Consider the following 23,320-nt stretch of genomic DNA (forward strand, 5'->3'; position numbering starts at 1 on the left):
CGACAGATGTGAAGCCCCGGCCGGGCTTCTCCGGGAACACCCGGGGGCCTGGCCGGGGCTTTCGTGTGTCCGGTGGGTGCGTGGCGTGCCTGTTTCGGCGTGGGTGCGGTGCGTGTGCGGTGCGTGTGCGGGGCGCGTGCGGGTCGCGTCCGGCGGTGTGGTCGGCGTGCGTCCCGTCTGCCTCCCGTTTGCGTGTGGCGTGTGTCGCGGGACGCGTGCGGGGCAGGGTTTCCTTTGCTCCGTTTGCCGGTACGGGGCGGGGCGGTCATCGTGGGAGGGACGTGCCTGCCGACGAATCAGCCGCAGGAGAACGGATGCGTGTCATCAGGAGTCCGTTGTCCGGCGGCGATCCGAAGCCGGCCGTGTCCGCGTTGCATCAGTGAGCCCTTGGTGCGCCTTTCTCGCGGGTCAGACGGCGGTCTAACGTCCGGCTGGAGGTGGGCGGCCATGATGGTGGCGCGGTTGGTGCGATGGGGGGCCGTTCTGGGATGCGGAGCGGCCTGGTGGTGGGCCGTGCTGCGCATCACCCTGGGGGAAGGCGCGGGCGCGCTCGAAGGGGCCGTCGCGGTCGGGGGGTGGGGGCTGAGCGTGCTTCCGGTGCACTGTGTGCCCAAGGGGCGGGCGGCAGGGGCCGTGGAAGCCGGACGGTGGGTGGACGCCTGGCGGGTGGGCAGCGTTGCCGCGGTCGCTGGGGTCGAGGCCGCTGGGGTCGCCGGGGTGGCTGATGTCACTGGGGAATCGGCACTCACTCGATCGGGCGAAGAATCTGGTCCCGTATAGGCGGGCGTGTCGCGCTGGTGCGCGTGCCGCCGTTGCCGCCATTGCTGCCGTGGTGCGGACGCCGGACGCCGGAGGTGACGGGGCAGGCGGGCCGGGGGCGGCGGGGTCAGCGGGGTGAGCGCGGATAGCGTTCCCGCCACCGCTGCGGTGTCCCGGGTGCCGGGGCCGGGCCGGTCTGGCAGGCGGGGCACCAGTAGGTGGGGCGGTCCTGGGAGCCGTCACCCTGGTCGGCCACCCGCACGGGAGTGCGGCAGCGCAGGCAGGGGCGGGGTGCGCGGCCGTACACGAACAGGTCCTGCCGGGGCAGGTCCGTGGTCCGGCGGACCGGGCGGTCGCGGTTGATCTCCAGAAGCCTCTTGGCCGTCGCGGACAGCTGGGCGGCGCGTTCCGCGGGCAGGGCGCCGACGGGCAGCCAGGGAGTCACCCCGAGCAGGAAGCACAGCTCGCTCTTGTAGACGTTGCCGATACCGGCGAGATTGCGCTGGTCGAGCAGGGCCTCGCCGAGGGGGCGGAGCGGGTCCGCGAGGAGGTTGGTGAGAGCACGCTCGGGGTCCCAGTCCGGGCCGAGCAGATCCGGGCCGAGGTGGCCGACGACGCGCTCCTCCTCCTCGGTGCGCAGCAACTCCAGCACCTGGAGGCGGTAACCGACGGCCATACGATCGGCTGTGCCGAGGATCACGCGGATCTGGTGTCCGGCTCCGCCCCGCCACCGCTCGCCCGGGCCGTACACCTTCCACGCGCCCTCCATGCGCAGGTGTGTGTGGAGGGTCAGGCCGCCCTCGAAGCGGGTGAGCAGGTGCTTGCCGCGCGGGGCGGTGTTCAGGACCGTACGGCCGGTGAGGTCGGCGGTCGCGTATTTCGGCACCCGGAAGTCGCTGCGGGTCAGTACCTTGCCAGCGAGGGCGACGTGGAGCCGCTTCGCGGCCTGCCAGACCGTGTCACCTTCGGGCATGGGTCCAGGGTGCCACGGCGTGATCGGGCCCGGCGGGGCCGCGCGTCGTGAGTGCCGGGACGCGTCATGGGTGCCGTGACGCGTCGTGGACGTCGGGCCGCCGGCGGGCTCGGGGCCGCAGACGGACTCAGAACCGCGCAGGCGGCGTCAGGACCGCAGGCGCAGGCCGCGCGGGGTCGCGATGAAGCCCGCTCCTTCCAGGAGGGCGCCTGTCGGGGAGGTCAGGGCCGGGGAGCCGTTGATCCGCTCGACCGTCACCGTGCCGATCGAACCCGCGCGGGCCGCCGCGGCCAGGGCCTCCGCCGCCATGCGCAGGCGCGGGTCGTCGGCGGCGGCGGTGTCCGGGGCCGACGGCCAGGCCAGCAGTGTCTTGCCGCCCCGCTCCATGTACAGCGTCAGCTCACCCTCCACCAGGACGACCAGCGAGCCCGCCTTGCGGCCCGGCTTGTGCCCGGCCCCGGTCGGTGGCTCGGGCCAGGGGAGTGCGGCGCCGTAGGCGTTGGCCGGGTCGGCCGCGGCCAGGACCACCGCGCGCGGGTCGGGAGCCGAGGGGCCGGTACGACGGCTGCCGAAGCCCCGGCCCGCCGTCGCGCCGTAGGGGGAGGCGGCGCCGGCGCCTCGGGGGCCGCCGTAACCCGGAGAGGCGAACGGGTCGGCGGAGACCTGGTCGCGGGGCGAGACGTGGTCGCCCGGGGCGGCGCGGTGGCTCTTCGGGAGCCGGGCGGGGGAACCGGACGCGCCCGTCTGGTCCGTGGATGGCCACGTGAAGTCGCCGGACGCGCCAGTCTGGTCCGCCGGTGGCCAGGTGAAGTCGCCGTCCAGGCCCGGGTGGGCGAAGCCGCCGTCGGGCTGGTCGAAGGTGCCGGGGGTGGTGTGGGCGCTGCCGGGGAAGGGCGGGGTGCCGGTGCTGCTGGGCGGCATGAAGCTGTTCGCCAGGCCGGGGCCTGGCAGGCCCTCGGCGCGGTCGCGGGCGTTGGACACCGCGCGCAGGCGGTCGACCGCGCCGTCCATCGCGAACTGGGCGGCGCCCAGCCCCTCGACGACGTAGCCGCGCCGGGCCTGGCCGCTCTCCTCGAAGGCGGACAGCACCCGGTACACCGCCGAGAAACCACCCTCGACGCCCTCCGCGCCGACCGCTCCCCGGGTCACCACGCCGTGCCGGTCCAGCAGGGCACGGGCCCGCGCGTGGGCGCGCACGGTGGCGTCCGGTTCGGCTACGGGGAGCAGGGACCAGCGGCCGGCGACGGTCGGCGGTCCCGAACGCGAGGCGGCCCTGGCCGCGGACGTCAGGGAGCCGTAACGCCCGCGCGGGACGCTGCGCTTGGCGCGGTGGGCCGTTGAGCCGGCTGTACGGCCGGAGCCCAGCAGGGAGCGCATCGGGGCGAGGGTGTCGTTGGTGAGCCGGCCGGACCAGGCCAGGTCCCACAGGGTGTCGGCCAGTTGGTGGTCGGTGGCGGCCGGATGCGTGGTGGCGCGGACCTGGTCGGCGATCTGCCGGAAGAACAGGCCGTAGCCCCCGGACAGGGCGTCCAGGACGGACTGGTGGAGCGGGGAGAGCTCCAGCGGGTGAGGCTCCGGCAGCAGCAGCGGGGCGTTGTCCGCCAGATACAGGGAGACCCAGCCGTCCTTGCCGGGCAGGGAGCCCGCACCGGCCCACACCACCTCGCCCGCGGCGGTGAGTTCGTCGAGCATCGACGGCGTGTAGTCCGCCACGCGGGACGGCAGGATCAGCTTCTCCAGCGCGGAGGCGGGCACCGACGCGCCCTGCAACTGCTCGATGGCGCGGACCAGCCCGTCCAGGCCGCGCAGGCCGTGCCCCTTGCCGATGTGCTGCCACTGCGGCAGGAACTGGGCGAGCGCGGCAGGCGGCACCGGCTCCAGCTCGTGCCGCAGCGCGGCCAGCGACCGGCGCCGCAGACGGCGCAGTACGGCCGCGTCGCACCACTCCTGGCCGATGCCCGCGGGATGGAACTCCCCCTGCACGACTCGGCCGTTCGCGGCGAGCCGTTGCAGCGCGCCATCGGTGACCGCCGCTCCGAGGCCGAACCGTGCCGCGGCGGCGGCCGAGGTGAACGGGCCGTGGGTACGGGCGTAGCGCGCCAGGAGGTCCCCGAGCGGGTCCTTGACCGGCTCGGTGAAGGCCTCGGGCACGCCGACCGGCAGCGCCGTGCCGAGCGCGTCGCGCAGCCGGCCCGCGTCCTCGATGGCCGCCCAGTGCTCCACGCCCGCGACGCGGACCCTGATGGCCCGTCGGGCGGCGGCCAGCTCCGGCGCCCACTGCGGCTCGGCGCCGCGCTCGGCCAGCTCGGCGTCGGTCAGCGGGCCGAGCAGCCGCAGTCTGTCGGCGACGCCCTCGACGTCCTTGACGCGGCGGTCCTCGGTGAGCCACTGGAGTTCGCGCTCCAGCTCGGTCAGCACCTCCGCGTCGAGCAGTTCACGCAGCTCCGCCTGGCCCAGCAGCTCGGCCAGCAGCCGGGAGTCGAGAGAGAGGGCGGCCGCACGGCGTTCGGCGAGCGGGGAGTCTCCCTCGTACAGGAACTGGGCGACGTACCCGAAGAGGAGGGAGCGCGCGAAGGGCGACGGCTCCGGGGTGGTGACCTCGACCAGGCGGACCTTGCGGGACTCGAGGTCGCCCATCAGCTCCACGAGCCCGGGGACGTCGAAGACGTCCTGGAGACACTCACGGACCGCTTCCAGGACGATCGGGAACGACCCGAACTCGCTCGCCACCTGGAGCAGTTGGGCGGAGCGCTGGCGCTGCTGCCACAGCGGGGTGCGCTTGCCGGGGTTGCGACGCGGCAGCAGCAGCGCGCGGGCGGCGCACTCACGGAACCGGGAGGCGAACAGGGCCGAGCCGCCGACCTGGTCGGTGACGATCTGGTCGACCTCACCCTTGTCGAAGGCGACGTCCGCCGCGCCGACCGGTGGCTGCTCGCTGTCGAACGCCGTGCCGAGGAGGGCGCCGTTCTCGCCGGGTTCCTGGTCCAGCAGGTCCAGGCCCATCAGGTCGGCGTCGGGCAGGCGCAGCACGATGCCGTCGTCGGCGTGCATGACCTGCGCGTCCATGCCGTACCGCTCGGAGAGACGGGCACCGAGCGCCAGCGCCCAGGGAGCGTGCACCTGGGCGCCGAAGGGGGAGTGGATGACGACCCGCCAGTCGCCCAGCTCGTCACGGAAGCGTTCGACCACGATCGTGCGGTCGTCCGGGATGTGGCCGCAGGCCTCACGCTGTTCGTCCAGGTAGGACAGCACGTTGTCCGCCGCCCACGCGTCCAGGCCCGCGGCGAGCAGGCGCAGCCGGGCGTCCTCCTCGGACAGCGAGCCGACCTCGCGCAGGAAGGCGCCCACCGCGCGGCCCAGTTCGAGCGGGCGGCCCAGCTGGTCGCCCTTCCAGAACGGCAGCCGGCCCGGTACTCCGGGCGCGGGGGAGACCAGGACCCGGTCCCGCGTGATGTCCTCGATGCGCCAGGAGCTGGTGCCCAGCGTGAAGACGTCGCCCACCCGGGACTCGTACACCATCTCCTCGTCCAGCTCGCCGACCCGGCCGCCCCCCTTCTTGGGGTCGGAGCCGGCGAGGAAGACCCCGAAGAGGCCCCGGTCGGGGATGGTGCCGCCGGAGGTGACGGCGAGGCGCTGGGCCCCCGGACGGCCGGTGATCGTGCCGGCCACGCGGTCCCACACCACGCGCGGGCGCAGTTCGGCGAAGGCGTCCGACGGGTAGCGGCCGGCGAGCATGTCGAGGGTGGCCGTGAAGGCCGACTCGGGGAGCGACGCGAAGGGGGCCGCGCGGCGGACCGTGGCGAGCAGGTCGTCGTACTGCCAGGTGTCCAGTGCCGTCATGGCGACGAGCTGCTGGGCGAGCACGTCCAGCGGGTTCGACGGCACCCTCAGGGACTCGATCTCACCCGAGCGCATCCGCTCGGTGACCACCGCCGACTGCACCAGGTCGCCCCGGTACTTGGGGAAGACCACACCGGTGGAGACCGCGCCCACCTGGTGCCCCGCGCGGCCCACGCGCTGGAGCCCGGAGGCGACCGAGGGCGGGGACTCGACCTGGACCACGAGGTCGACGGCGCCCATGTCGATGCCCAGTTCGAGGCTGGAAGTGGCGACCACCGCGGGCAGGCGGCCGGCCTTCAGGTCCTCCTCCACCAGGGCGCGCTGCTCCTTGGAGACCGAGCCGTGGTGCGCGCGGGCGATCACCATGGGAGCGCCCTGCGCCGCGCCCGAGCCGCCCATCAGCTGCGCCGGGGAGTGGTGCTCGTCCAGCGGCTCACCGGTCGCGCGCTCGTAGGCGATCTCGTTGAGCCGGTTGCACAGCCGCTCCGCCAGACGCCGCGAGTTGACGAAGACGATCGTCGACCGGTGGGACTGGACCAGGTCGGTGATCCGCTCCTCCACATGCGGCCAGATGGAGGCCTTCTCCGCGCCGTCGCCGCCGTCGGCCGCCGGAGCACCGCCCAGCTCGCCCATGTCCTCGACGGGGACGACCACCGACAGGTCGAACTCCTTGCCGGACTGCGGCTGGACGATCTCCACCTTGCGGTGCGGCGAGAGATAGCGGGCGACCTCGTCCACCGGGCGGACGGTCGCCGACAGGCCGATCCGGCGGGCCGGCTTCGGCAGCAGTTCGTCCAGCCGCTCCAGGGACAGCGCGAGGTGCGCGCCGCGCTTGGTGCCCGCGACCGCGTGCACCTCGTCCAGGATCACCGTGTCGATGCCCGCGAGAGCGTCACGCGCGGCCGACGTTAGCATCAGGAACAGCGACTCGGGGGTGGTGATCAGGATGTCCGGCGGCCGCGTGGCCAGCGCGCGCCGCTCGGCGGCGGGGGTGTCCCCGGAGCGGATGCCGACCTTGACCTCGGGCTCGGGCAGGCCCAGGCGCACGGACTCCTGGCGGATGCCGGTCAGCGGGCTGCGCAGGTTGCGCTCGACGTCGACCGCGAGCGCCTTCAGAGGGGACACGTACAGCACCCGGCAGCGCTTCTTCGGGTCGGCCGGGGGAGGGGTCGAGGTCAGCTGGTCCAGAGCGGCGAGGAAGGCGGCCAGCGTCTTGCCCGAGCCGGTCGGGGCGACCACCAGCACGTCCGAGCCCTCGCCGATGGCCTGCCACGCGCCCGCCTGGGCCGCGGTGGGCGCGGAAAACGCCCCCGTGAACCAGCCGCGGGTCGCGGGGGAGAAGCCTTCGAGGGCTCGGTGTGCGGGACTGACCATGCGTCCATCCTGCACCCAGCCACTGACAATCGCCCTGACCAGGGCAAACGGGGCGGATTCGACTCCGGGCTGCACGGTGGGGCGGGCCGGCGTGGCGGAGAATGGGCGCATGGCGGGTTCAGGGGAGCGGGCGCGGCACTGGCGGTACACGGAGCTGCCCGGCGTCGACCTGCTGCGCGCCCGGTACATCCACAAGACCTTCGTCCGGCACACCCACGAGCACTTCGTGATCGCGGCCATCGCCGACGGGGTCGAGGTCTTCCAGCACCACGGTTCCGACGTGTCCGCGGGCGCGGGAGCGCTCGCGCTGGTCAACCCGGACACCACGCACACCGGCCGGGCCGGCGTTCCCGAGGGCTGGCGCTACGGCGCGGTCTACCCGTCACCCGAGGTGGTGGCCCGGATCGCGGCCGAGACCAGCACGATCCGGGGCACGCCCGGCTTCGTCAGTCCGGTCCTCGACGATCCGTACACCGTCCGCCTGGTCCACCAGGTGCTCCGCGCCGCCGAGGAGGGCAACGCGCTCGCCGCCGACACCCTGCTGCGCGTGGCCGTGACCAGGCTGCTGCGGCTGAACGGGGGCCCGCTGCCGCAGCGCAGCCCACGGACGGCCGGAGCCGCGCTCGCCGCACGCGCGCGTGCCGTCCTCGCGGACCGGATGACCGCACCGCCGACCCTGGAGCGCCTCGCCACCGATCTGGGAACCAGCCCCTTCGCCCTGCTGCGGGCGTTCCGCGACGCCTACGGCATGCCACCGCACACCTGGCTGACCGACGCCCGGGTGCGCCGCGCCCGGTCCTTGCTGGACCTGGGGACCGCCCCCGCCGAGGCGGCCGTCGCCGTCGGCTTCACCGACCAGCCCCACCTCAACCGGCACTTCACCCGGATCGTCGGCGTGCCCCCGGGCGCCTATCAGCGCGAGCGCAAGAACGTACAAGACCCGGACAGGCCTTCGGGCCTACCGTCCGGGACGTGACACAGCAACACACAGCACTCGCGGACCGGGACCGGCCGGCCGACCACACGGCCAAGCCCGACCGCGCCGTCGTACGCGACGCCCTGGGAGTCGGCGTCGCCGTAGGACTGTCCGGATTCGCCTTCGGCGTCACCTCGGCCGGCAGCGGGCTCGGGCTGCTCCAGACCTGCGCCCTCAGCCTCCTCGTCTTCACGGGCGCCTCCCAGTTCGCCCTGGTGGGCGCACTCGCCGCCGGAGGCAACCCGTTCGCGGCCGCCGCGGGCGCCCTCTTTCTGGGCGTGCGCAACGCCTTCTACGGACTGCGGCTGTCGCAGCTGCTGGCCCTCCCACGCGCGGTGCGGCCGCTGGCGGCCCAGTGGGTGATCGACGAGACGACGGCGGTGACCCTGGCCCAGCCGAACCGCCGTGCCGCGCGGATCGGCTTCACCGTCACCGGCCTCACCCTGTACGTCCTGTGGAACCTGACCACGCTGCTCGGCGCGCTCGGCGCCAAGGCCATCGGGGACACCGGCGCGTGGGGCCTGGACGCGGCCGGACCCGCCGTCTTCCTGGCCCTGCTCGCCCCCATGCTGCGGACGGCCACCGAGCGCGCGGTCGCCGGGCTCGCGGTCCTCCTGGGCCTCGGGCTGCTGCCGGTCCTGCCGGCCGGCGTACCGGTCCTGGTGGCGGCGCTCGCGGCGCCCGCCGCCCTGTTCGTGAAGGGCCGCCGCATCAGCGCTCGCGGTGACGGTGACGGCGACGGCGCCGCGACGGTCCTGCCCATCGTGTCGCGCGCATCGGAGGAAGACCGTTGAACACCTGGATCGCGATAGGCGTCACCGTTCTCGGCTGCTACGCCGTCAAGCTCGCCGGGCTGCTCGTGCCCGCCGGCGCCATGGAGCGGCCGCTCGTGAAGCGGCTCGCCGCCCTGCTCCCGGTCGCCCTCCTCGCCGCGCTCACCGCCCAGCAGACGTTCGCCGACGGGCACGCGCTCGTGCTGGACGCCCGGGCCGCGGGGCTGGGCGCCGCCGGCGTCGCGCTGATGTTGCGCGCACCGTTCCTGCTGGTCGTCGCGGCGGCGGTGGTGGTGACGGCGGGAGTACGCGCCCTCGGCGGGTGAGGCGGATCGGTGCGGCGGCCGTGGGGCGAGGTGGATCACTGCGGCGGCCGCCGGGAGAGGCGCCCCGGGCGCGGTGGCCGGTGTCGCGGCCGGCTCTATGAGGTGGTGGTGCGGTGAAGGGGCTCGAGCCGCGCGGTGAGGTGAAGCGGCGTGAGGTGGCGCGGTGAGGTGACGAAGCCGGATCAGCCCACGAAGCGGCCGTACGCCCTGAGGGTGCGCAGCGCCTCGATCGTCACCATGGGACGCGTTTCCAGAGTGGGAACCGGGGCCCACTGGCGCCGGCGGACCGGCCAGCCGCCGTCCTCCCGCTGCTCGGCGGCGAGGAAGTCGAGGGAGCGTGCCATCTCCTCGTCCGTGAACCACGCGCGCGCGAGCGAATCCGGGGTCCTCGCGAAGTCGTGCGGAAAGTGATGCTCGCCCGGTGCGTACCCGGGGGCGACCGGATACGCGTCGAGCCGGTCCGGGTCCAGGACGGCGAGCCGCCGCTCGCGCACCAGGCGGCCGAGACGGTCGGCGGCGGCCTGCGCGCGCGGGCGATCGGGGGCCGAGTCCAGGAAGGCCACGGCGGCCTCCACCTCGTACGGATGGGACGTCTCCAGCGTCGTCACCGCCTGCCAGCAGAAGTCGGTGGCCCGGAACAGCCACGCGTGCCACACCTCGTTGCGGTGCAGCAGCCCCACCACCGGCCCGGTGGCGAGCAGCTCGGCGGGCGGGTCGTCCACGACCGGCACGAACGGTGCCACCGGATACCCGCGCCGACTGGGACGGATCGCCGGCAGCGCGCCGTCCGGGGTGGAGGCGGCCGTCAGATAGCGGCACACACGCTCCACCCGCTGCCCGCCGCAGCGTCCGACGGCGTCCAGTACGCGCAGCGCGTGGGCGATGTGCAGGGGCTGGCTCACCGGACCGCGCAGGTCGGGTGCGAGCGCGTGGCCGTACCCGCCGTCCTCGTTGCGGTAGGCGTCCAGCGCCGTTTCCACCGGATCCGCGGCGCCGTGCAGGAAGTGGTACGCGAAGAGCCGCTGCTCCAGCACGCGCGCGGTGAGCCAGACGAACTGTTCGGCGCGGACGAGCGGGGAGTGCGCCTGGGGCGTTCGGGGGAGTGGGGAAGCTCCTGTTTCAGCCATGCGTCAGACCGTAGGGCGGAAAGCGGTCTCGGTAAGCGGTCCCGGACGGGGCCCACCCTCCGGGGCGGGATACCGGGGTCATGCGGTTGACGGTTTTCCGGCAGCGGAGGACCCGTTGACCTGCGGATATTCCGGTACAAAATTACGTAATAGGGTCGGCGCCACCACGTCACGGGGTCACTGCCGCCCGTGCGTTCATCCTGGATAGGGTCAGAACGTGGCCCGCAGCAGCAGACAGCCGGACGACTCGTTCGCCGAGGAAGCGCGGGGCGAGCTGTCGTCCCGGGCGGCCCGTGCGCTGTGGTGGGGGACGGCCGGCCTGGTGCTCTCGGTCCTCGGCCCCTTGGTGCTCGTCGCCGGCACGGAGCACGGCCGACGACTGCCCGTGGCCGTGGCCCTGGTCCTGTCGCAGGCCTGCACCCTGAAGTGGCAGGCGCGCGCCCCGGTCGCCGTACTGGCCGCGAACGCGGCGACGGGGCTCGCCGTCTGGGCGCTGCTGCCCGCAGTGACATTGACGGGGGCGCTCCTCGCCGCGCAGTTCACCTTGTGCGTGCTGTCGGCCACCAGGCCGCGGCGGGTCTCGGTGTGGGCGCTCGTGGCGATGTGCCTGCCGACGCCGTTGGCGTTCGGGGCGGGCGGCGTGGCGGGGCTGACGGTCTATCTGCTGACGGTGGTCCTGGCGTGGACCGCGGGGCAGTGGCGCAGGGCGCAGCAGGCGCGGACGAGGGCGGAGACGCGCCGGGCCGTGGTGGAGGAGCGCGCGCGGATCGCGCGGGAGGTGCACGACGTCGTGGCGCACACCCTGTCGGTGATGGTCGTTCAGGCGAGCGCCGCTGATGATGTTTTCACCGAGCGGCCCGAACAGGCCCGTCAGGCGGTACGGGCCATCGAGACGGGTGCACGGTCGGCGCTCGGCGAACTACGCCTGCTGCTGCGGGCGTTCGGGCCCGAGACGCTAGAGGGCGGCCCCGGGGCGGTGGAAGGCGGGGCCGGGGAACGGCGCGAGCCGGGGCCCTCGCTCGCCCGCCTGGACGAGCTGGCCGATACCGTGCGCGCGACCGGGATGACCGTGCACGTGCATCGCGAGGGAGCCACCGACGGGCTGCCGGCCGCGGTGGACCTGGCGGCGTACCGGATTGTCCAGGAGGCCCTCACCAATACGCTGCGCCACGCCGCCGGTGCCACCGAGTCGAGGGTGAGCGTGACGGCCGACGAAGAGTGCGTGAAGGTCATGGTGGTCGACAACGGGCGTACGTCGCTCGGTCGTTCAGCCGCGGAGGGAGCGGGGCGCGGTCTGGTGGGGATGAAGGAGCGCGCACGCCTTGTGGGTGGCAGCCTGCGTGCCGGTCCGCTGCCCCAAGGCGGGTTCGAGGTGGCGGCGCGGCTGCCGGTGGAGGGCGGATCATGACGCTGCGTGTGGTGGTGGCCGACGACCAGGCACTGGTCCGTACCGGATTCCGCATGATCATCGACGCCCGGGACGACCTGGAGGTGGTCGGTGAGGCGTCCGACGGTCAGGAGGCGGTGCGGTTGACGCGGGAACTGGCGCCCGACGTGGTGCTGATGGACGTACGCATGCCTGTCGTGGACGGCATCGAGGCGACCCGGCAGATCGCGGAGTGCGGCAGTCGGGCCCGAGTGCTCGTGCTGACCACCTGGGACGTGGACACGCACGTGGTCGCTGCCCTGCGGGCCGGGGCCAGTGGCTTCCTGCTGAAGGACATCCGCCCCACCGAACTCGTCGACGCCATCCGCCTCACCGCGCGCGGTGACGCGCTGTTGGCGCCGAGCGTGCTGAGCCGCGTCCTCGACCGGTACCTGCGCACCACACCCGACCCGGAGCCGCCGCCCTCCCTGCGGGACCTCTCCCGCCGCGAGCGGGAGGTGCTCACCCTGATCGGGCAGGCGCTGTCGAACGCGGAGATCGCTCAGCGGCTGCGCCTGTCGGAATCCACCGTCAAGAACCACGTCACCGCGGTGCTGCGCAAACTGGGCCTGCGCGATCGCGTCCAGGCCGTCGTCGCTGCCTACGACCACGGCCTCGTGCGGCCGCGCCGCCCCTGACTCCGCCGCCTCCTCCTCAAGGATGAGGCCGGGCCGTGGTCCTCCTGTGTTCCCAGTGCCGGTCCACTCCTGTGGCCGATCCGTGGCCGGGGTACCCACCCATAGCGTCGAGGTATGACCGACGACCTGGCCAGCCTCATGTATCTGCTCGCCCACGACGAAGCGGCCGAAGGCCCCTACGACCGTTCCCGGACGGAGTTGCTGGTCCGTGCCGCCGCCCTGGTCGACCTCGCGTTGCGCGGCCGGCTGAGGGAGGTCAGCGGCACGGTCTCCGTGTCCGGCACGGAACCGACCGACGACCCCGTCCTGGACGGCGTTCTGGGCGACGCGGCCGGCCACGGCTGGAAGTCTCTCGTGCGCCGCCACCGCAAGCGGACCCTGACGGAGGTGGAGGACCGGCTCACCGCGGCGGGACTCCTCACCGTGAAGGCGCCCCGCACCCTCTTCGGCACCCGGCGGCTGACCGTGACGGACCGCGCCGTGCCCGCCGCACTCCGCGCCCGCGTGTCCGCGGCGCTGCACGGGGACGGACCCGTGCGGGAGATCCCCGCCGCCGACGCCGCACTGCTGGCGCTGGCCGCGGCGGGCGGCATCCGCTCGATCGTGTCACGGCAGGACCAGAAGACCTTCCGGGCACGTATCGACGCCTGCACGGGGCGCCTTGCCGCCCTCGCGCCCGGCCTGGAGTCAGCTGTACGCGCTCTGCCGACGACCGTGATCGCGGCACAGGGCGGCATGGGCGGCAGCTGACCGGCCGGGGAGAAGACGAGCACGCACCGCCTCCTGACCACCACCCCGGGCTGCGCCCTGACCGCCGTCCTCGCGACGACCTGGTCCGCAGCGCCACCGACGGAGCCCGCCCGGCCCGCCGCCACGGCGGCACGCTGAGCCCGCCCGGCCCACCGGTGCACCCTCACGGCACGGACCCGCGGGTTCGGCTCAGCTCGACGTCACCGCCGCGGTGGAGCGAGGCCGACGAGCCGAGCCCAGCGGCGAGGAGCGCCGCGAACGGCAGGACGCATGCCTTCCGCGACGAACCACGAGGAACTCCACCACACGGACCCTGGAAGGACACCCGTGAACGAGATCATCGCCAGGCGCCTGACGGGCCTCACCGGCATCGCCACCGCAGCCGCCCTCATCGTCGAAGTACCCCTGTACTTCATCTACTCCGGGCCGCCGCCGGACTCGAACGTCCTGGCCAGGCTGCTGATCGGAATCGTCGCGCTGGCGTTCCTGATCGTGTTCGTGACGGCCTTCCGTGAACTGGTCAAGGTGGCGAACCCCGCCTACGAATGGGCCGGCACGATGGCCTTCGCCACCGGACTGGTCTACGCGACGATCACCCTGGTCTCCAGCGGGCTGGAAGCCGGCGCGGTCATCGCCGCCGACCAGCCGATCGACCCGACCATCAGCGTCAGCGGCACCTACATCCTCTACGGGTCGATCGGCCGCCTCATGCTCGCCCTCTTCCTCACCGCGGTGGGCTACGGCATCTCCCGTACGAACCTGCTGCCGCGCTGGACCGGCCGCTCCGCCTTCGCCCTGGCAGGGCTCAACCTGGTCTTCATGCCGTCCCTGTTCTTCGGCAACACTCCCGCACACTTCTACTCGGCGAACGGCTGGGGCACCACCGCCCTGATGGGCGCGATCCTCAGCTACTGGATGCTCGCCCTGGGCATTTCCACCTACCGCAGCGCCACACGACGTCTGCCTGCCGACTCACCGGCCCTGCAACACTGACGCCTGCCCGTGACTGCCCAGGCGCTTCACCTGCTGGTGCCGGCCAGGAAGTCCGGGCCGGAAGCGCCCTTCAGTTCAGACGGAGGCCCAGGCCTCTTCGGGGATGCGGTCCAGGGCGTCGCACAGGTAGTTCAGTTTCTCGTCGACGGCCTGCGGGGACATGGTGCCCGTGTACCAGGTGAAGATCTCGCCATCGCGGATCTGGAGCGGAGACTTCTTGGTGTGCGGATTCTCGAGCAGGTAGGGCACCACCGCGCCGCTCAGGCCGTCCCGGACGAAATCCTCGTCCGTGGTGAGGACCCGGAAGTCCTCGTCGAAGAGGGGAATGCCGAGTTCCATGCGCCTGATACGTCCATCCCCGCTCCGGTGCGAGTCTGACAAGTCCCGCATAATCCGCCCGAATTCGGGGCCAATTCCCGGCGCCCGCGCGCGGACATGGCGAAGACGAGGGTGAACATGCCCGCGATGAATGCGAACAGCAGCACCACAATCAGGATTTCAGCCCAATGCGCCATGCTCCCAGGATATAGGGGCTTCTCCGAGCGTCTGCCGGCGAGCCGTCGGAGCGTTCACGCTTGGGCGGACACGCCGGCAGAGGTGATGTGTTCCACCTCGCTGGACATGCGTCGGACGGCCTGATCATTCCTCGTATCCGGGCCAATTCGCCTTGCTGATCGCAGGAACCTTGCCCGGAAGTCTGGTGCCGTTCGTGCAGCCCGCCTGCTTGGCGACGTCGCGGGCCAGTTGGAGCATGATGTCCACCCCGACCTTGCGGGCCTCGGTCGCGGACAGGCCGCTTTTCCTCATCGGCCGCGCCAGGACGTTGATCTCGATGTACTTGTCCCGCTTCATGTACTCGGGCGCATCGGCGGGGAGATCGGCGGTGCATTCGAAGAACACCACCTGTGATGCCCTGAGGTAGTAGGCGAGGACGCCCATGTCCATTCGGGTGCGGGGTTCGTCTCCGCGCGCGTCGGCGGTGGGGAGCTTCTCGGTCGGGAGGGCCTCGTGATTCCAGTTGACGCCGGCATTGAGAACGGTGTCCAGTGCGCCGTCGCTCAGTGCCGCGTACTCGCAGTTGCTCGGATAGTGATTCTTCACCGTCACGAAGTCTCTGTGCTGGTGCAGCAGTTTGCTGCCGGGCCCGAGGAGCTTCTGCAGGGTGGCCTGCTTCGGCGTTCCGTTCCAGCAGGGTTCGGCCGGGGCGGTAAGTGTGTCCCCATCGTCCTTTCCTGAACGGGATTGCCACATGAAGGCGCCCGCTCCAAGGACCGCCAGTATCACCACAAGGCCGAGAATCTTCGCTCTGCTGGATATTCTTCCGACGCTCATGCCATCCCTGTCACTTCGGAGGGTTGCGCTTGCAGTAATCCTCAGCCTCGCAGTAAAGCTCCTCGCCGTGGTCGAAACCCGCGACTGAGGCGGGGGGCTCGAACTGGGTGCCTTCGCCACACCTGTGCCGGCGTCCAGCTCGAAGCCGGCGAGTCGGTCGTCTCCCTCGCCCGGCGGCTCGGGCACGCCGACCCTGGCTTTACTCTGCGTACATACACGCACTTCATGCCTGACGCGGGCACGCGAGGTCGCGCCGCCATGGATGCTTGGTTCAGTGGGGAGGTGAACTCCCTGGACCCCCCTGACGGTCGTGCGGGGGCGTGAAGGGTGGAAAACATGCAGGTCATGGCGGGTATGGAGCAGAAATCATGCGGTTGACGGTCTTCTGGCAGCGGATGACGGAACATTTCGGGCGTGGCTATGCCGAATCCTTCGCGCGCGATCACGTCATGTCCGAACTGGGTGGACGCACGGTGAACGAGGCGCTGGACGCCGGCTGGGAGGCCAAGGAGGTCTGGCGCGTGGTCTGCTCGGTCATGGACGTGCCGGCCGAGAGGCACTGATCGGCCCCGAAGACCGTGGGCGTGCACCGAGCACTGCGCGCGGTGGGCGAGACTTGGCCCGTGGCACGCACTGAAGACATCGAGCCGGCCGACCGGCACGCAGCTTCCCCGTCCGGTCCCACGCCGTCCGTCCGGCCTCCCGCCGACGACGGCGCCGCCCGGCGCGACCGTATGCCGCGCTGGCTGCCGCGCGCCATGGTGCTCGCGCTCGCGCTCGTCGCCACGTTCCAGCTGGGCAGCTGGGCCTTCCACCAGCTGACGGGCCTGTTGATCAACGTGTTGATCGCGTTCTTCCTGGCCCTCGCCATAGAGCCCGCGGTGAGCTGGATGGCGTCCCGCGGGATGCGCAGGGGACTCGCCACCTTCCTGGTCTTCCTCGGCCTGACGGTCCTCGCCGCGGGATTCGTCACGTTGCTCGGATCCATGCTGGCCGGCCAGATCATCAAGATGATCGAGGGATTCCCGGAATACCTTGACTCGCTCATCAACTGGATCAATCACACGTTCCACATGAGCCTCAAGCGGGTGGATGTCCAGGAGGGCCTGCTCCACTCCGACTGGCTGCGCAAGTACGCGCAGAACAGCGCGGCCGGCGTCCTCGACGTGTCCGCCCAGGTGCTCGGCGGCCTCTTCCAGCTCCTCACCGTCATGCTGTTCTCGTTCTACTTCGCCGCCGACGGCCCCCGGCTGCGCCGCGCCCTGTGCTCCGTCCTGCCGCCCGCCCGTCAGGCAGAGGCGCTGCGCGCCTGGGAGATCGCCGTCGACAAGACCGGCGGCTACCTCTACTCGCGCGGTCTCATGGCGCTCATCTCCGGGACGGCGCACTACATCCTGCTGCAGGCGCTCGGTGTGCCGTACGCGCCCGTGCTCGGTGTCTGGGTCGGCCTCGTGTCGCAGTTCATCCCGACCCTCGGCACCTATCTCGCGGGTGCGCTGCCGATGCTGATCGCGTTCACCGTCGATCCCTGGTACGCGGTCTGGGTGCTGGTGTTCGTCGTGATCTATCAGCAGTTCGAGAACTACATGCTGCAGCCCAAGCTGACGTCCAAGACCGTCGACATCCATCCGGCCGTCGCCTTCGGCTCGGTGATCGCCGGTACCGCGCTGCTGGGCGCGGTCGGCGCGCTGATCTCCATCCCGGCGGCCGCCACGCTCCAGGCCTTCCTCGGGGCGTACGTGAAGCGGTACGCCGTAACGGACGATCCCCGCGTGCTCGGGCACCGCACCCGTCGTCCGGGCGGTTCGGGGGTGCTCACGCGCGTACGGCGGCTGCGCGAACGGCGGGCCGCCGCGGAGGAGGCCTGAGCCCCGGTCCCGCGTACCTGGCTCCCGCGCCGGCCCCTCAGTACGTCAGGGCCGCCCACACCGCGGCCCCGGCGACGGCCACCCCGTAGCAGCCGGCCGCCGTCGCGACGATCCGCCACCGCGTCCGTTCGTTCCATGAGGTGCGGGCCGACAGCCAGGCCAGCAGGGGGAGCACCAGCACGGCGTGCAGGCTCACCCCGTGCAGGGGCTTGAACGGCGCCGTCGAGTGGTAAGCGGCCTCCTGGTGGCCGGTGCGGGTGAGGACGACCCCGCGCGCGATCATCGCCGCGCCCGAGGCCAGCGCCACGAGCAGGAACGCGAACCCGGAGCGCACCGCGAGCGCCATGCCGGCGGGACCGGCCGGCCGGTGCCTGAAGGACGCGACCGCGAAGACGGTGAGCAGCACCACCAGAACACCACCGCCCACCGCGAGCGTCATCGACACCGCGGTGTCGAAGGGCGTCTCCATGTTCAGGTGGGAGGGCACCCGACGCCACGCCTGGAGGGTGATCCCGCCGACCTCGACCACACAGTCCGCGGCGAAGACGACGAGCAGTACGGCGCGTGTCCGCGCGCCGACACGCAGGTACGACGTGACCCAGGTGAGCGTGAGCAGCGTCACCCCGAAGGACAGCCCGAACGTGACGGGCTTGCGCCAGGAGATTGGTCCGTCCCAGGGACCGCCGTCGAACGCGAACACCACCAGGTGGACGAGACCGGAGAGGACCAGGATCAGGCCGGTCGCGTGACAGAGCCGTTCGGCGGCGCGCGGATTCTTCATGCGGCCAGGCTCCCGGCAGCGCCACGGCCCCGTCGTCGTCCGGCCGAAGACAACGGGCGTACGACGACGGGCGTACGGCGACGGGAGTAGCGGTGCCCGGCGCCGGGTCGGAAACAGGTACCGGGCAGGAAGAGACCGCAAGCAGACCCCGAGCCGCAAGCCGGCGTCGAGCCGGATCCGAGGCGCCCAGCCGGGTCAGGCGGACGGCCAGGACGGGACCGTGGCGGTGGGCGGCGTCCAGCGCTGGGTGCGGGGCACCGCGCCGTCGACGCCGTAGTCCTTCTTGAGCTGTTCGGGGATGGCGTAGTGCATGACCCGTCCGCGCGTGAGGGACGACAGTTCGAGGACGGCCGTCAGGTGGCCGAGGCGGTCCAGGGCCCAGGCGCCGAGGGGGGAGCGGTCCTCGATGGTCTCCAGGACCCCGAGGAGGTGGGGGGCGGCCTTGACGACGCCGTCCCATCGGGTGCGGGGCACCTGGAGCCAGTCCGCGCAGGTGTCGCCGACGAGATAGCGGATGAGAGCGGAGACGATCGGGTCGAAGAGGGTCCCGGGCACGACCTCCTCGTACAGGTCGATGAGCTGGCGCGTCAGGTGCGCGCCCTCCTCGGAAGGGCCCATGTGCCGGATCATGTACAGGTCCAGGAACTCGCGGGCCTCGTCCAGGTCCATCGGGACGGCGTCCTGGTCGACGCCCAGCATGGCGCCGACCACGCGCCAGGCGTAGTAGTAGGCCTCCGCGCCCTCCGCGGACATGTGGATGCCGAGCCGGTGCAGGCTGTCGAGCGCGAGCAGCGAGAAGAACATCTGGCCGCCGATCATGTCCTCCTGGCAGATCGGCGTCCCGAGGCTCGCGGTGTCCCAGCGGTTCTCGCGCTTGAGGTGATGGCGGATCGAGGCGTGCAGAAGGCGGACCTTCTGGGCGGCGGGGACGAACCTGCCGCCGGCTTCGAAGGCGTCGGGCTGCATCAGGTAGACCGTGAACTGGCCGGTCTCCGCCATCCGTTTGGACGGGTACTTCAGCGAGTGGGTGGCCGACAGCAGCCTCGCCACGGTCGGCACGACGTAACAGGCGGGCATGGAGGCGAAGGAGAGGGCGGTGGAGATGTGCACGTTGTTGTCGATGAAGAACAGCCGTGCCTTCTCCATCTCACCCCAGTCCACCCAGGCCGGCGGGGCGCTCGTGGCCTCGAGGTACTCGCGGGCGACGTCCGGCAGCCCGTCCGGCAGCGGGGCGCCTGCGGTGGAGACGTAGCGCATCAGGGTGTTGAACTTGCCGACCTCCCCACGCTCGAAGAGAGCGGCGACGGTGGCGTCGGCGAGTTCGTCGCCGGCCTGACGCAGGGCGTCCATCGAGGTCTCGGTACGGGTCATGGCAGGGCTCCTCATGGCAGGGCTCCGTGTCCGGCCACGGGAGGTCCCCGGCCGTCGGAAGGGGGGTGGCCGGGGCGGCACGCGCGCGTGCCGCCCCCGTGCCGCTCTCGTGCGGTCAGGACGGACGGATCGTCGCCGCATGCGCCAGCGCGGTCAGGGCGTCGGCGGCGGGCGCGGGCACGTCCAGCTCGTGGAGGGCGTCGAGCGCCTCCTCGACCCGCGCGGTGATCATGCTTTCGACGCGGTCGGGTGACCCCAGCCCGCGCATCACCCGGCGTACGGCGTCCAGGCCGTCCCGGTCCAGGTCGCTCCGGCCCAGCAGCGCGCGCAGCCGCTCCCGCTCGTCCTCGCCCGAGACGCGCCAGGTCTCCGCCAGCAGGGCGGTCGGCCGGTGGCCGCGTACGTCGTCCACGTCGGCCTTGCCGGTGCGGTCCGGGTCCCCGAACAGGCCGAGCAGGTCGTCCCGCAGCTGGAACGCCTCGCCCAGCGGCAGCCCGTAGGCGGAATAGCCCTCACGCAGCCGCCCGCTGGCTCCGGCCAGGGTGCCGCCGATCAGCAGGGGCTGCTCGACGGTGTACTTGGCCGTCTTGTACCGGATGACCTTCAGCGACGCCGAGGTGTCCGGGGCGGTTCCGGTGAGCAGGATCTCCAGGCACTCGCCCGCGATCAGCTCCCGGGCCAGCGCCGACCACAGCGGGCGGGCCCGCGCGAGGTACGCGGCGGGGAGCCCGCTGGTGGCGAACAGCTGACCGGCCAGCGCCATCAGCAGGTCGCCGACCAGCATGGCCAGCGATCTCGCCGCGGCGACGACCCTCGGGTGCTCGGGCACGGTCGCGCGCAGGGCCCGATGGGCGGTGGGGCGGCCGTGCCGCAGGGGGCTGTCGTCGATGAGGTCGTCATGGACGACGGCGGCGGCGTGCACCAGCTCCATCGAGGCGGCCGCCCGCACCAGCGCGTCACTGTCCGGCTGGCCGACCGCGCGCCAGCCCCAGTAGCAGAAGGCCGCCCGCAGGCGCTTGCCGTCCGCGACCGCCGCCTCCAGCTCGTCGGCCACCGGTCCCAGGACCGGGTCGACCGCCGCGAACCGCTCGGCCTCCTGGGCGACGAAGTGGCACAGCACCTGGTCGACACGGGCCTTGAACGCGGCCGGCTCCCACCGCTCAGGCGCCATCGGCCGGCCGCCGGGTCAGGGCGTGGCGGGCGAGGACCTCCAGGTGGGCCGGCGGCACCGCCGCGTACCGGTCCACTGCCAGCCGGCCGCGCGCCACCAGATCGTGCTCGGCCTGTGCCGCCAGCTCCGTCGTGTCCGAGCGGCGCAGCAGTCCGCGGACCGCCGCCAGGGCCGACCCCAGTGTGCTCACGGCCAGATCGGCCATCCCCGCCACCAAGAGCACCGCCTGCTCGTCGATGCCCCCGCGGTGTCCCGTTTCTTGCGTCATGCCCTCTCCCCACCGGCGCGTCCGGGCGGCAGCGGTCACCTGCCGCACCCTTCGAGCATCGCGGCCCGGCGGGCGCGGGGACGGAGGAACTCACTATCGGGTGAACGGGTGATCCGCTCACTCGGTCGTGTGGGGTTCTTGGGGTCCGTGTGGCGCTCTGCGGGGCGATGTGGTGCGCGCCGCCGGGACGGTGTGGCCGCACACCGCCGGGACGGTGTGGCGCGCTGTGGAGTCCCGCGTGGCACGCTTGACACGAAAATCGAACATACATTCTTATGGAGGCTCAGGCGAGGCTCTCGACGGGGATTTCAGCACGGTTTAGGTTGGTATGTCCCCTTGTTATCCACAGGCCGGGCCGACGTCGGGGCGCATTGTCAGCGGCAGGCGTTAGCGTCTTTGACGTGAAGCGATCGACTCAAGCAAACCGGGTGGAACCCATGGCAGGAACCGACCGCGAGAAGGCGCTGGACGCCGCACTCGCACAGATTGAACGGCAATTCGGCAAGGGCGCGGTGATGCGCCTGGGTGAGCGGCCGAACGAGCCCATCGAGGTCATCCCCACCGGGTCGACCGCGCTCGACGTCGCCCTCGGTGTCGGCGGCCTGCCGCGCGGCCGAGTGGTGGAGGTGTACGGCCCGGAGTCCTCCGGTAAGACGACCCTGACCCTGCACGCGGTGGCGAACGCGCAGAAGGCCGGCGGCCAGGTTGCCTTCGTGGACGCCGAGCACGCCCTCGACCCCGAGTACGCCAAGAAGCTCGGCGTCGACATCGACAACCTGATCCTCTCCCAGCCGGACAACGGCGAGCAGGCGCTGGAGATCGTGGACATGCTGGTCCGCTCCGGTGCGCTCGACCTGATCGTCATCGACTCCGTCGCCGCGCTCGTCCCGCGCGCGGAGATCGAGGGCGAGATGGGCGACAGTCACGTCGGTCTCCAGGCCCGCCTGATGAGCCAGGCGCTGCGGAAGATCACCAGCGCGCTCAACCAGTCCAAGACCACCGCGATCTTCATCAACCAGCTCCGCGAGAAGATCGGCGTGATGTTCGGCTCCCCGGAGACCACGACCGGTGGCCGGGCGCTGAAGTTCTATGCCTCGGTGCGACTCGACATCCGCCGCATCGAGACCCTGAAGGACGGCACGGACGCGGTCGGCAACCGCACCCGCGTCAAGGTCGTCAAGAACAAGGTCGCGCCGCCCTTCAAGCAGGCCGAGTTCGACATCCTCTACGGCCAGGGCATCAGCCGCGAGGGCGGCCTGATCGACATGGGCGTGGAGAACGGCTTCGTGCGCAAGGCCGGCGCCTGGTACACGTACGAGGGCGACCAGCTCGGCCAGGGCAAGGAGAACGCGCGCAACTTCCTCAAGGACAACCCCGACCTGGCCAACGAGATCGAGAAGAAGATCAAGGAGAAGCTGGGCGTGGGTGTGCGGCCGGAGGAGCCCGCCGCCGAGCCGGGCGCGGACGCGGCGACCACCGCGGCCGCCGACGACGCCAAGACGGCGCCCGCCCCCGCGGCCAAGGCCACCAAGCCCAAGGCCTCCGCAGCCAAGAGCTGACCTGTGACGCGACGAACCGACTGGGCCGAGTACGAGTACGCCACCTCCGATGTCTCACGGGGGAGAGGCACCGGGGGCGACCCGCGCTCCGCCACGGCCGGTGAAGACGAGTACGGGGACGCGCGGCACGACGGATACGAGGACGGACGGCGGTACGCCGACCCCGGGGACAGCGGCACACACCCGGACGACGAGCCCCACGGGGGCGGCTCGTCGGGCCGAGGTTCCCGGAGCGCCGACGGGCCGCGGGACGGCCGGGGGCGTGGCCGCCGCCGGCGCGGCTTCGGCGATCCGTCCGGTGAGGACGAAGGCGCCCCTTCCTCGTCGAGGGCCGAGCGGGGGGAGTCTTCGGGGGACCCGGCTGAGCGGGCGCGGGCCATCTGCCTGCGCCTGCTCACCGGGACCCCGCGCACCCGCAAGCAACTCGCGGACGCCCTGCGCAAGCGGGAGATCCCCGAGGAGGTAGCCGAGGAGGTGCTCTCGCGGTTCGAGGAGGTCGGACTGATCGACGACGGCGCCTTCGCGGACGCCTGGGTGGAGTCCCGGCATCACGGCCGGGGGCTCGCGCGTCGTGCGCTCGCCCGGGAGCTGCGCACCAAGGGCGTCGACTCGGCGCTGATCGACGAGGCCGTCGGCCGGCTCGACTCCGAGCAGGAGGAGGAGACCGCCCGGGACCTGGTCGCCCGCAAGCTTCGGGCCACCCGTGGCCTCGACCGCGACAAGCGGCTCCGGCGTCTCGCCGGCATGCTCGCCCGCAAGGGCTATCCCGAGGGCCTGGCCCTCCGCGTCGTCCGCCAGGCCCTGGAAGAAGAGGGCGAGGACACGGAGTTCCTCGAGGGCGACGGGTTCTGACGGTTCGGCGGCCGTGGAACGCCGACAGCTCGGCGGCGTGGAGTGCCGGCATTCCGGTACTTCGCCGCGAGCTACCTTCCCGCAGGCGTCCGCCGGTTGGCGGGCCGCGGGACCGCGTCGCGTCCTGACCTGTGTCCGCCGTGTCCGTCGTGTACGCCGTGTG

General features: G+C 72.3%; 20 protein-coding genes. 11 read left to right on the plus strand and 9 right to left on the minus strand.

The genetic code is table 11. From position 1 onward, the window contains the following. Positions 1-886: 886 nt before the first annotated feature. Together OIB37_RS26940 and OIB37_RS26945 are read right to left on the minus strand one after the other, a co-directional pair. Complete coding sequence (locus OIB37_RS26940) at positions 887-1,732, minus strand: DNA-formamidopyrimidine glycosylase family protein (RefSeq protein WP_330460186.1); 846 nt, start codon at positions 1,730-1,732, stop codon at positions 887-889. A gap of 147 nt (positions 1,733-1,879) precedes the next feature. Beyond that, positions 1,880-6,946 carry an ATP-dependent helicase gene (locus OIB37_RS26945; protein ID WP_330460187.1) on the minus strand — a complete coding sequence of 1,689 codons (5,067 nt, stop codon included), beginning with the start codon at positions 6,944-6,946 and terminating at the stop codon, positions 1,880-1,882. 109 nt (positions 6,947-7,055) lie between these two features. On the opposite strand from OIB37_RS26945, the gene OIB37_RS26950 reads away from it, so the two are divergent. From OIB37_RS26950 to OIB37_RS26960, 3 genes are read left to right on the plus strand one after another with little or no spacing between them, the layout of a single operon-like run. Continuing rightward, positions 7,056-7,922 carry an AraC family transcriptional regulator gene (locus OIB37_RS26950; RefSeq protein WP_443058207.1) on the plus strand — a complete coding sequence of 289 codons (867 nt, stop codon included), beginning with the start codon at positions 7,056-7,058 and terminating at the stop codon, positions 7,920-7,922. After that, entirely contained in the window at positions 7,919-8,716 is a 798-nt protein-coding gene (locus tag OIB37_RS26955) for an AzlC family ABC transporter permease (RefSeq protein WP_443058208.1), read from the plus strand. Before OIB37_RS26950 ends, OIB37_RS26955 begins: the two co-directional genes overlap by 4 nt. After that, on the plus strand, positions 8,713-9,021 hold the full coding sequence (locus tag OIB37_RS26960) for an AzlD domain-containing protein (RefSeq protein ID WP_330460188.1): 309 nt from the start codon (positions 8,713-8,715) through the stop codon (positions 9,019-9,021). The genes OIB37_RS26955 and OIB37_RS26960 overlap by 4 nt, the downstream gene beginning before the upstream one ends. 182 nt (positions 9,022-9,203) lie before the next feature. Here OIB37_RS26960 and OIB37_RS26965 read toward each other — a convergent pair whose 3' ends face one another. Next, entirely contained in the window at positions 9,204-10,148 is a 945-nt protein-coding gene (locus OIB37_RS26965; protein WP_330460189.1) for a hypothetical protein, read from the minus strand. Between the two features lie 217 nt (positions 10,149-10,365). Between OIB37_RS26965 and OIB37_RS26970 the strand changes: the two genes are divergently transcribed. The 4 genes from OIB37_RS26970 (at position 10,366) to OIB37_RS26985 (ending at position 13,955) form a co-directional block, all read left to right on the plus strand. Next, positions 10,366-11,556: a sensor histidine kinase gene (locus OIB37_RS26970; RefSeq protein ID WP_330460190.1), complete on the plus strand. Its 1,191-nt coding sequence runs from the start codon at positions 10,366-10,368 to the stop codon at positions 11,554-11,556. Continuing rightward, positions 11,553-12,212 carry a response regulator transcription factor gene (locus OIB37_RS26975; protein ID WP_330460191.1) on the plus strand — a complete coding sequence of 220 codons (660 nt, stop codon included), beginning with the start codon at positions 11,553-11,555 and terminating at the stop codon, positions 12,210-12,212. Before OIB37_RS26970 ends, OIB37_RS26975 begins: the two co-directional genes overlap by 4 nt. 114 nt (positions 12,213-12,326) lie before the next feature. Then, entirely contained in the window at positions 12,327-12,962 is a 636-nt protein-coding gene (locus OIB37_RS26980) for a GOLPH3/VPS74 family protein (RefSeq protein ID WP_330460192.1), read from the plus strand. A gap of 327 nt (positions 12,963-13,289) precedes the next feature. Next, the gene (locus OIB37_RS26985; RefSeq protein WP_330460193.1) at positions 13,290-13,955 is read left to right on the plus strand and encodes a hypothetical protein; all 666 of its coding nucleotides are present in this window, start codon (positions 13,290-13,292) and stop codon (positions 13,953-13,955) included. A gap of 75 nt (positions 13,956-14,030) precedes the next feature. On the opposite strand, the gene OIB37_RS26990 is transcribed toward OIB37_RS26985, so the two are convergent. Together OIB37_RS26990 and OIB37_RS26995 are read right to left on the minus strand one after the other, a co-directional pair. After that, entirely contained in the window at positions 14,031-14,294 is a 264-nt protein-coding gene (locus tag OIB37_RS26990) for a hypothetical protein (RefSeq protein WP_330460194.1), read from the minus strand. Positions 14,295-14,594: 300 nt separating this feature from the next. Further along, positions 14,595-15,287, minus strand: coding sequence for a hypothetical protein (locus tag OIB37_RS26995; protein ID WP_330462101.1), 693 nt, complete (start codon positions 15,285-15,287; stop codon positions 14,595-14,597). Positions 15,288-15,655: 368 nt separating this feature from the next. On the opposite strand from OIB37_RS26995, the gene OIB37_RS27005 reads away from it, so the two are divergent. Both OIB37_RS27005 and OIB37_RS27010 read left to right on the plus strand, forming a co-directional pair. After that, a complete protein-coding gene (locus OIB37_RS27005; RefSeq protein ID WP_330460195.1) occupies positions 15,656-15,850 on the plus strand; it encodes a DUF3046 domain-containing protein in 195 nt (64 codons plus the stop codon). Between the two features lie 171 nt (positions 15,851-16,021). Beyond that, positions 16,022-17,155 (plus strand): AI-2E family transporter, encoded by a 1,134-nt coding sequence (locus OIB37_RS27010; RefSeq protein WP_443058288.1) that lies wholly within the window; start codon positions 16,022-16,024, stop codon positions 17,153-17,155. A gap of 37 nt (positions 17,156-17,192) precedes the next feature. Here the strand turns inward: OIB37_RS27010 and OIB37_RS27015 are convergent, their stop codons facing one another. The 4 genes from OIB37_RS27015 to OIB37_RS27030 form a co-directional block, all read right to left on the minus strand. Beyond that, on the minus strand, positions 17,193-17,936 hold the full coding sequence (locus tag OIB37_RS27015; RefSeq protein ID WP_330460197.1) for a hypothetical protein: 744 nt from the start codon (positions 17,934-17,936) through the stop codon (positions 17,193-17,195). 195 nt (positions 17,937-18,131) lie between these two features. Next, positions 18,132-19,307, minus strand: coding sequence for an oxygenase MpaB family protein (locus tag OIB37_RS27020; RefSeq protein ID WP_330460198.1), 1,176 nt, complete (start codon positions 19,305-19,307; stop codon positions 18,132-18,134). Positions 19,308-19,422: 115 nt separating this feature from the next. Continuing rightward, complete coding sequence (locus tag OIB37_RS27025; protein ID WP_330460199.1) at positions 19,423-20,478, minus strand: polyprenyl synthetase family protein; 1,056 nt, start codon at positions 20,476-20,478, stop codon at positions 19,423-19,425. Continuing rightward, positions 20,468-20,746, minus strand: coding sequence for a polyprenyl synthetase (locus OIB37_RS27030; RefSeq protein WP_330460200.1), 279 nt, complete (start codon positions 20,744-20,746; stop codon positions 20,468-20,470). Before OIB37_RS27030 ends, OIB37_RS27025 begins: the two co-directional genes overlap by 11 nt. A gap of 437 nt (positions 20,747-21,183) precedes the next feature. Between OIB37_RS27030 and recA the strand changes: the two genes are divergently transcribed. Beyond that, a complete protein-coding gene (gene recA, locus OIB37_RS27035; protein ID WP_330460201.1) occupies positions 21,184-22,305 on the plus strand; it encodes a recombinase RecA in 1,122 nt (373 codons plus the stop codon). 3 nt (positions 22,306-22,308) lie between these two features. Next, the gene (gene recX, locus OIB37_RS27040; RefSeq protein WP_330460202.1) at positions 22,309-23,157 is read left to right on the plus strand and encodes a recombination regulator RecX; all 849 of its coding nucleotides are present in this window, start codon (positions 22,309-22,311) and stop codon (positions 23,155-23,157) included. The last annotated feature ends 163 nt before the right edge of the window (positions 23,158-23,320 follow it).

Source organism: Streptomyces sp. NBC_00820, from assembly GCF_036347055.1.
Lineage (GTDB): Bacteria > Actinomycetota > Actinomycetes > Streptomycetales > Streptomycetaceae > Streptomyces.

Bases quoted from the DNA above. Each gene is read 5' to 3' on its own strand.
- OIB37_RS26945 (WP_330460187.1), bottom strand. From the start codon at position 6,946: ATGGTCAGTCCCGCACACCGAGCCCTCGAAGGCTTCTCCCCCGCGACC.
- OIB37_RS26940 (WP_330460186.1), bottom strand. From the start codon at position 1,732: ATGCCCGAAGGTGACACGGTCTGGCAGGCCGCGAAGCGGCTCCACGTC.
- OIB37_RS26995 (WP_330462101.1), bottom strand. From the start codon at position 15,287: ATGAGCGTCGGAAGAATATCCAGCAGAGCGAAGATTCTCGGCCTTGTG.
- OIB37_RS27030 (WP_330460200.1), bottom strand. From the start codon at position 20,746: ATGACGCAAGAAACGGGACACCGCGGGGGCATCGACGAGCAGGCGGTG.
- OIB37_RS26965 (WP_330460189.1), bottom strand. From the start codon at position 10,148: ATGGCTGAAACAGGAGCTTCCCCACTCCCCCGAACGCCCCAGGCGCAC.
- OIB37_RS26990 (WP_330460194.1), bottom strand. From the start codon at position 14,294: ATGGAACTCGGCATTCCCCTCTTCGACGAGGACTTCCGGGTCCTCACC.
- OIB37_RS27015 (WP_330460197.1), bottom strand. From the start codon at position 17,936: ATGAAGAATCCGCGCGCCGCCGAACGGCTCTGTCACGCGACCGGCCTG.
- OIB37_RS26975 (WP_330460191.1), top strand. From the start codon at position 11,553: ATGACGCTGCGTGTGGTGGTGGCCGACGACCAGGCACTGGTCCGTACC.
- OIB37_RS26980 (WP_330460192.1), top strand. From the start codon at position 12,327: ATGACCGACGACCTGGCCAGCCTCATGTATCTGCTCGCCCACGACGAA.
- OIB37_RS26950 (WP_443058207.1), top strand. From the start codon at position 7,056: ATGGCGGGTTCAGGGGAGCGGGCGCGGCACTGGCGGTACACGGAGCTG.
- OIB37_RS27005 (WP_330460195.1), top strand. From the start codon at position 15,656: ATGCGGTTGACGGTCTTCTGGCAGCGGATGACGGAACATTTCGGGCGT.
- OIB37_RS27020 (WP_330460198.1), bottom strand. From the start codon at position 19,307: ATGACCCGTACCGAGACCTCGATGGACGCCCTGCGTCAGGCCGGCGAC.
- OIB37_RS27025 (WP_330460199.1), bottom strand. From the start codon at position 20,478: ATGGCGCCTGAGCGGTGGGAGCCGGCCGCGTTCAAGGCCCGTGTCGAC.
- recA (WP_330460201.1), top strand. From the start codon at position 21,184: ATGGCAGGAACCGACCGCGAGAAGGCGCTGGACGCCGCACTCGCACAG.
- OIB37_RS27010 (WP_443058288.1), top strand. From the start codon at position 16,022: ATGCCGCGCTGGCTGCCGCGCGCCATGGTGCTCGCGCTCGCGCTCGTC.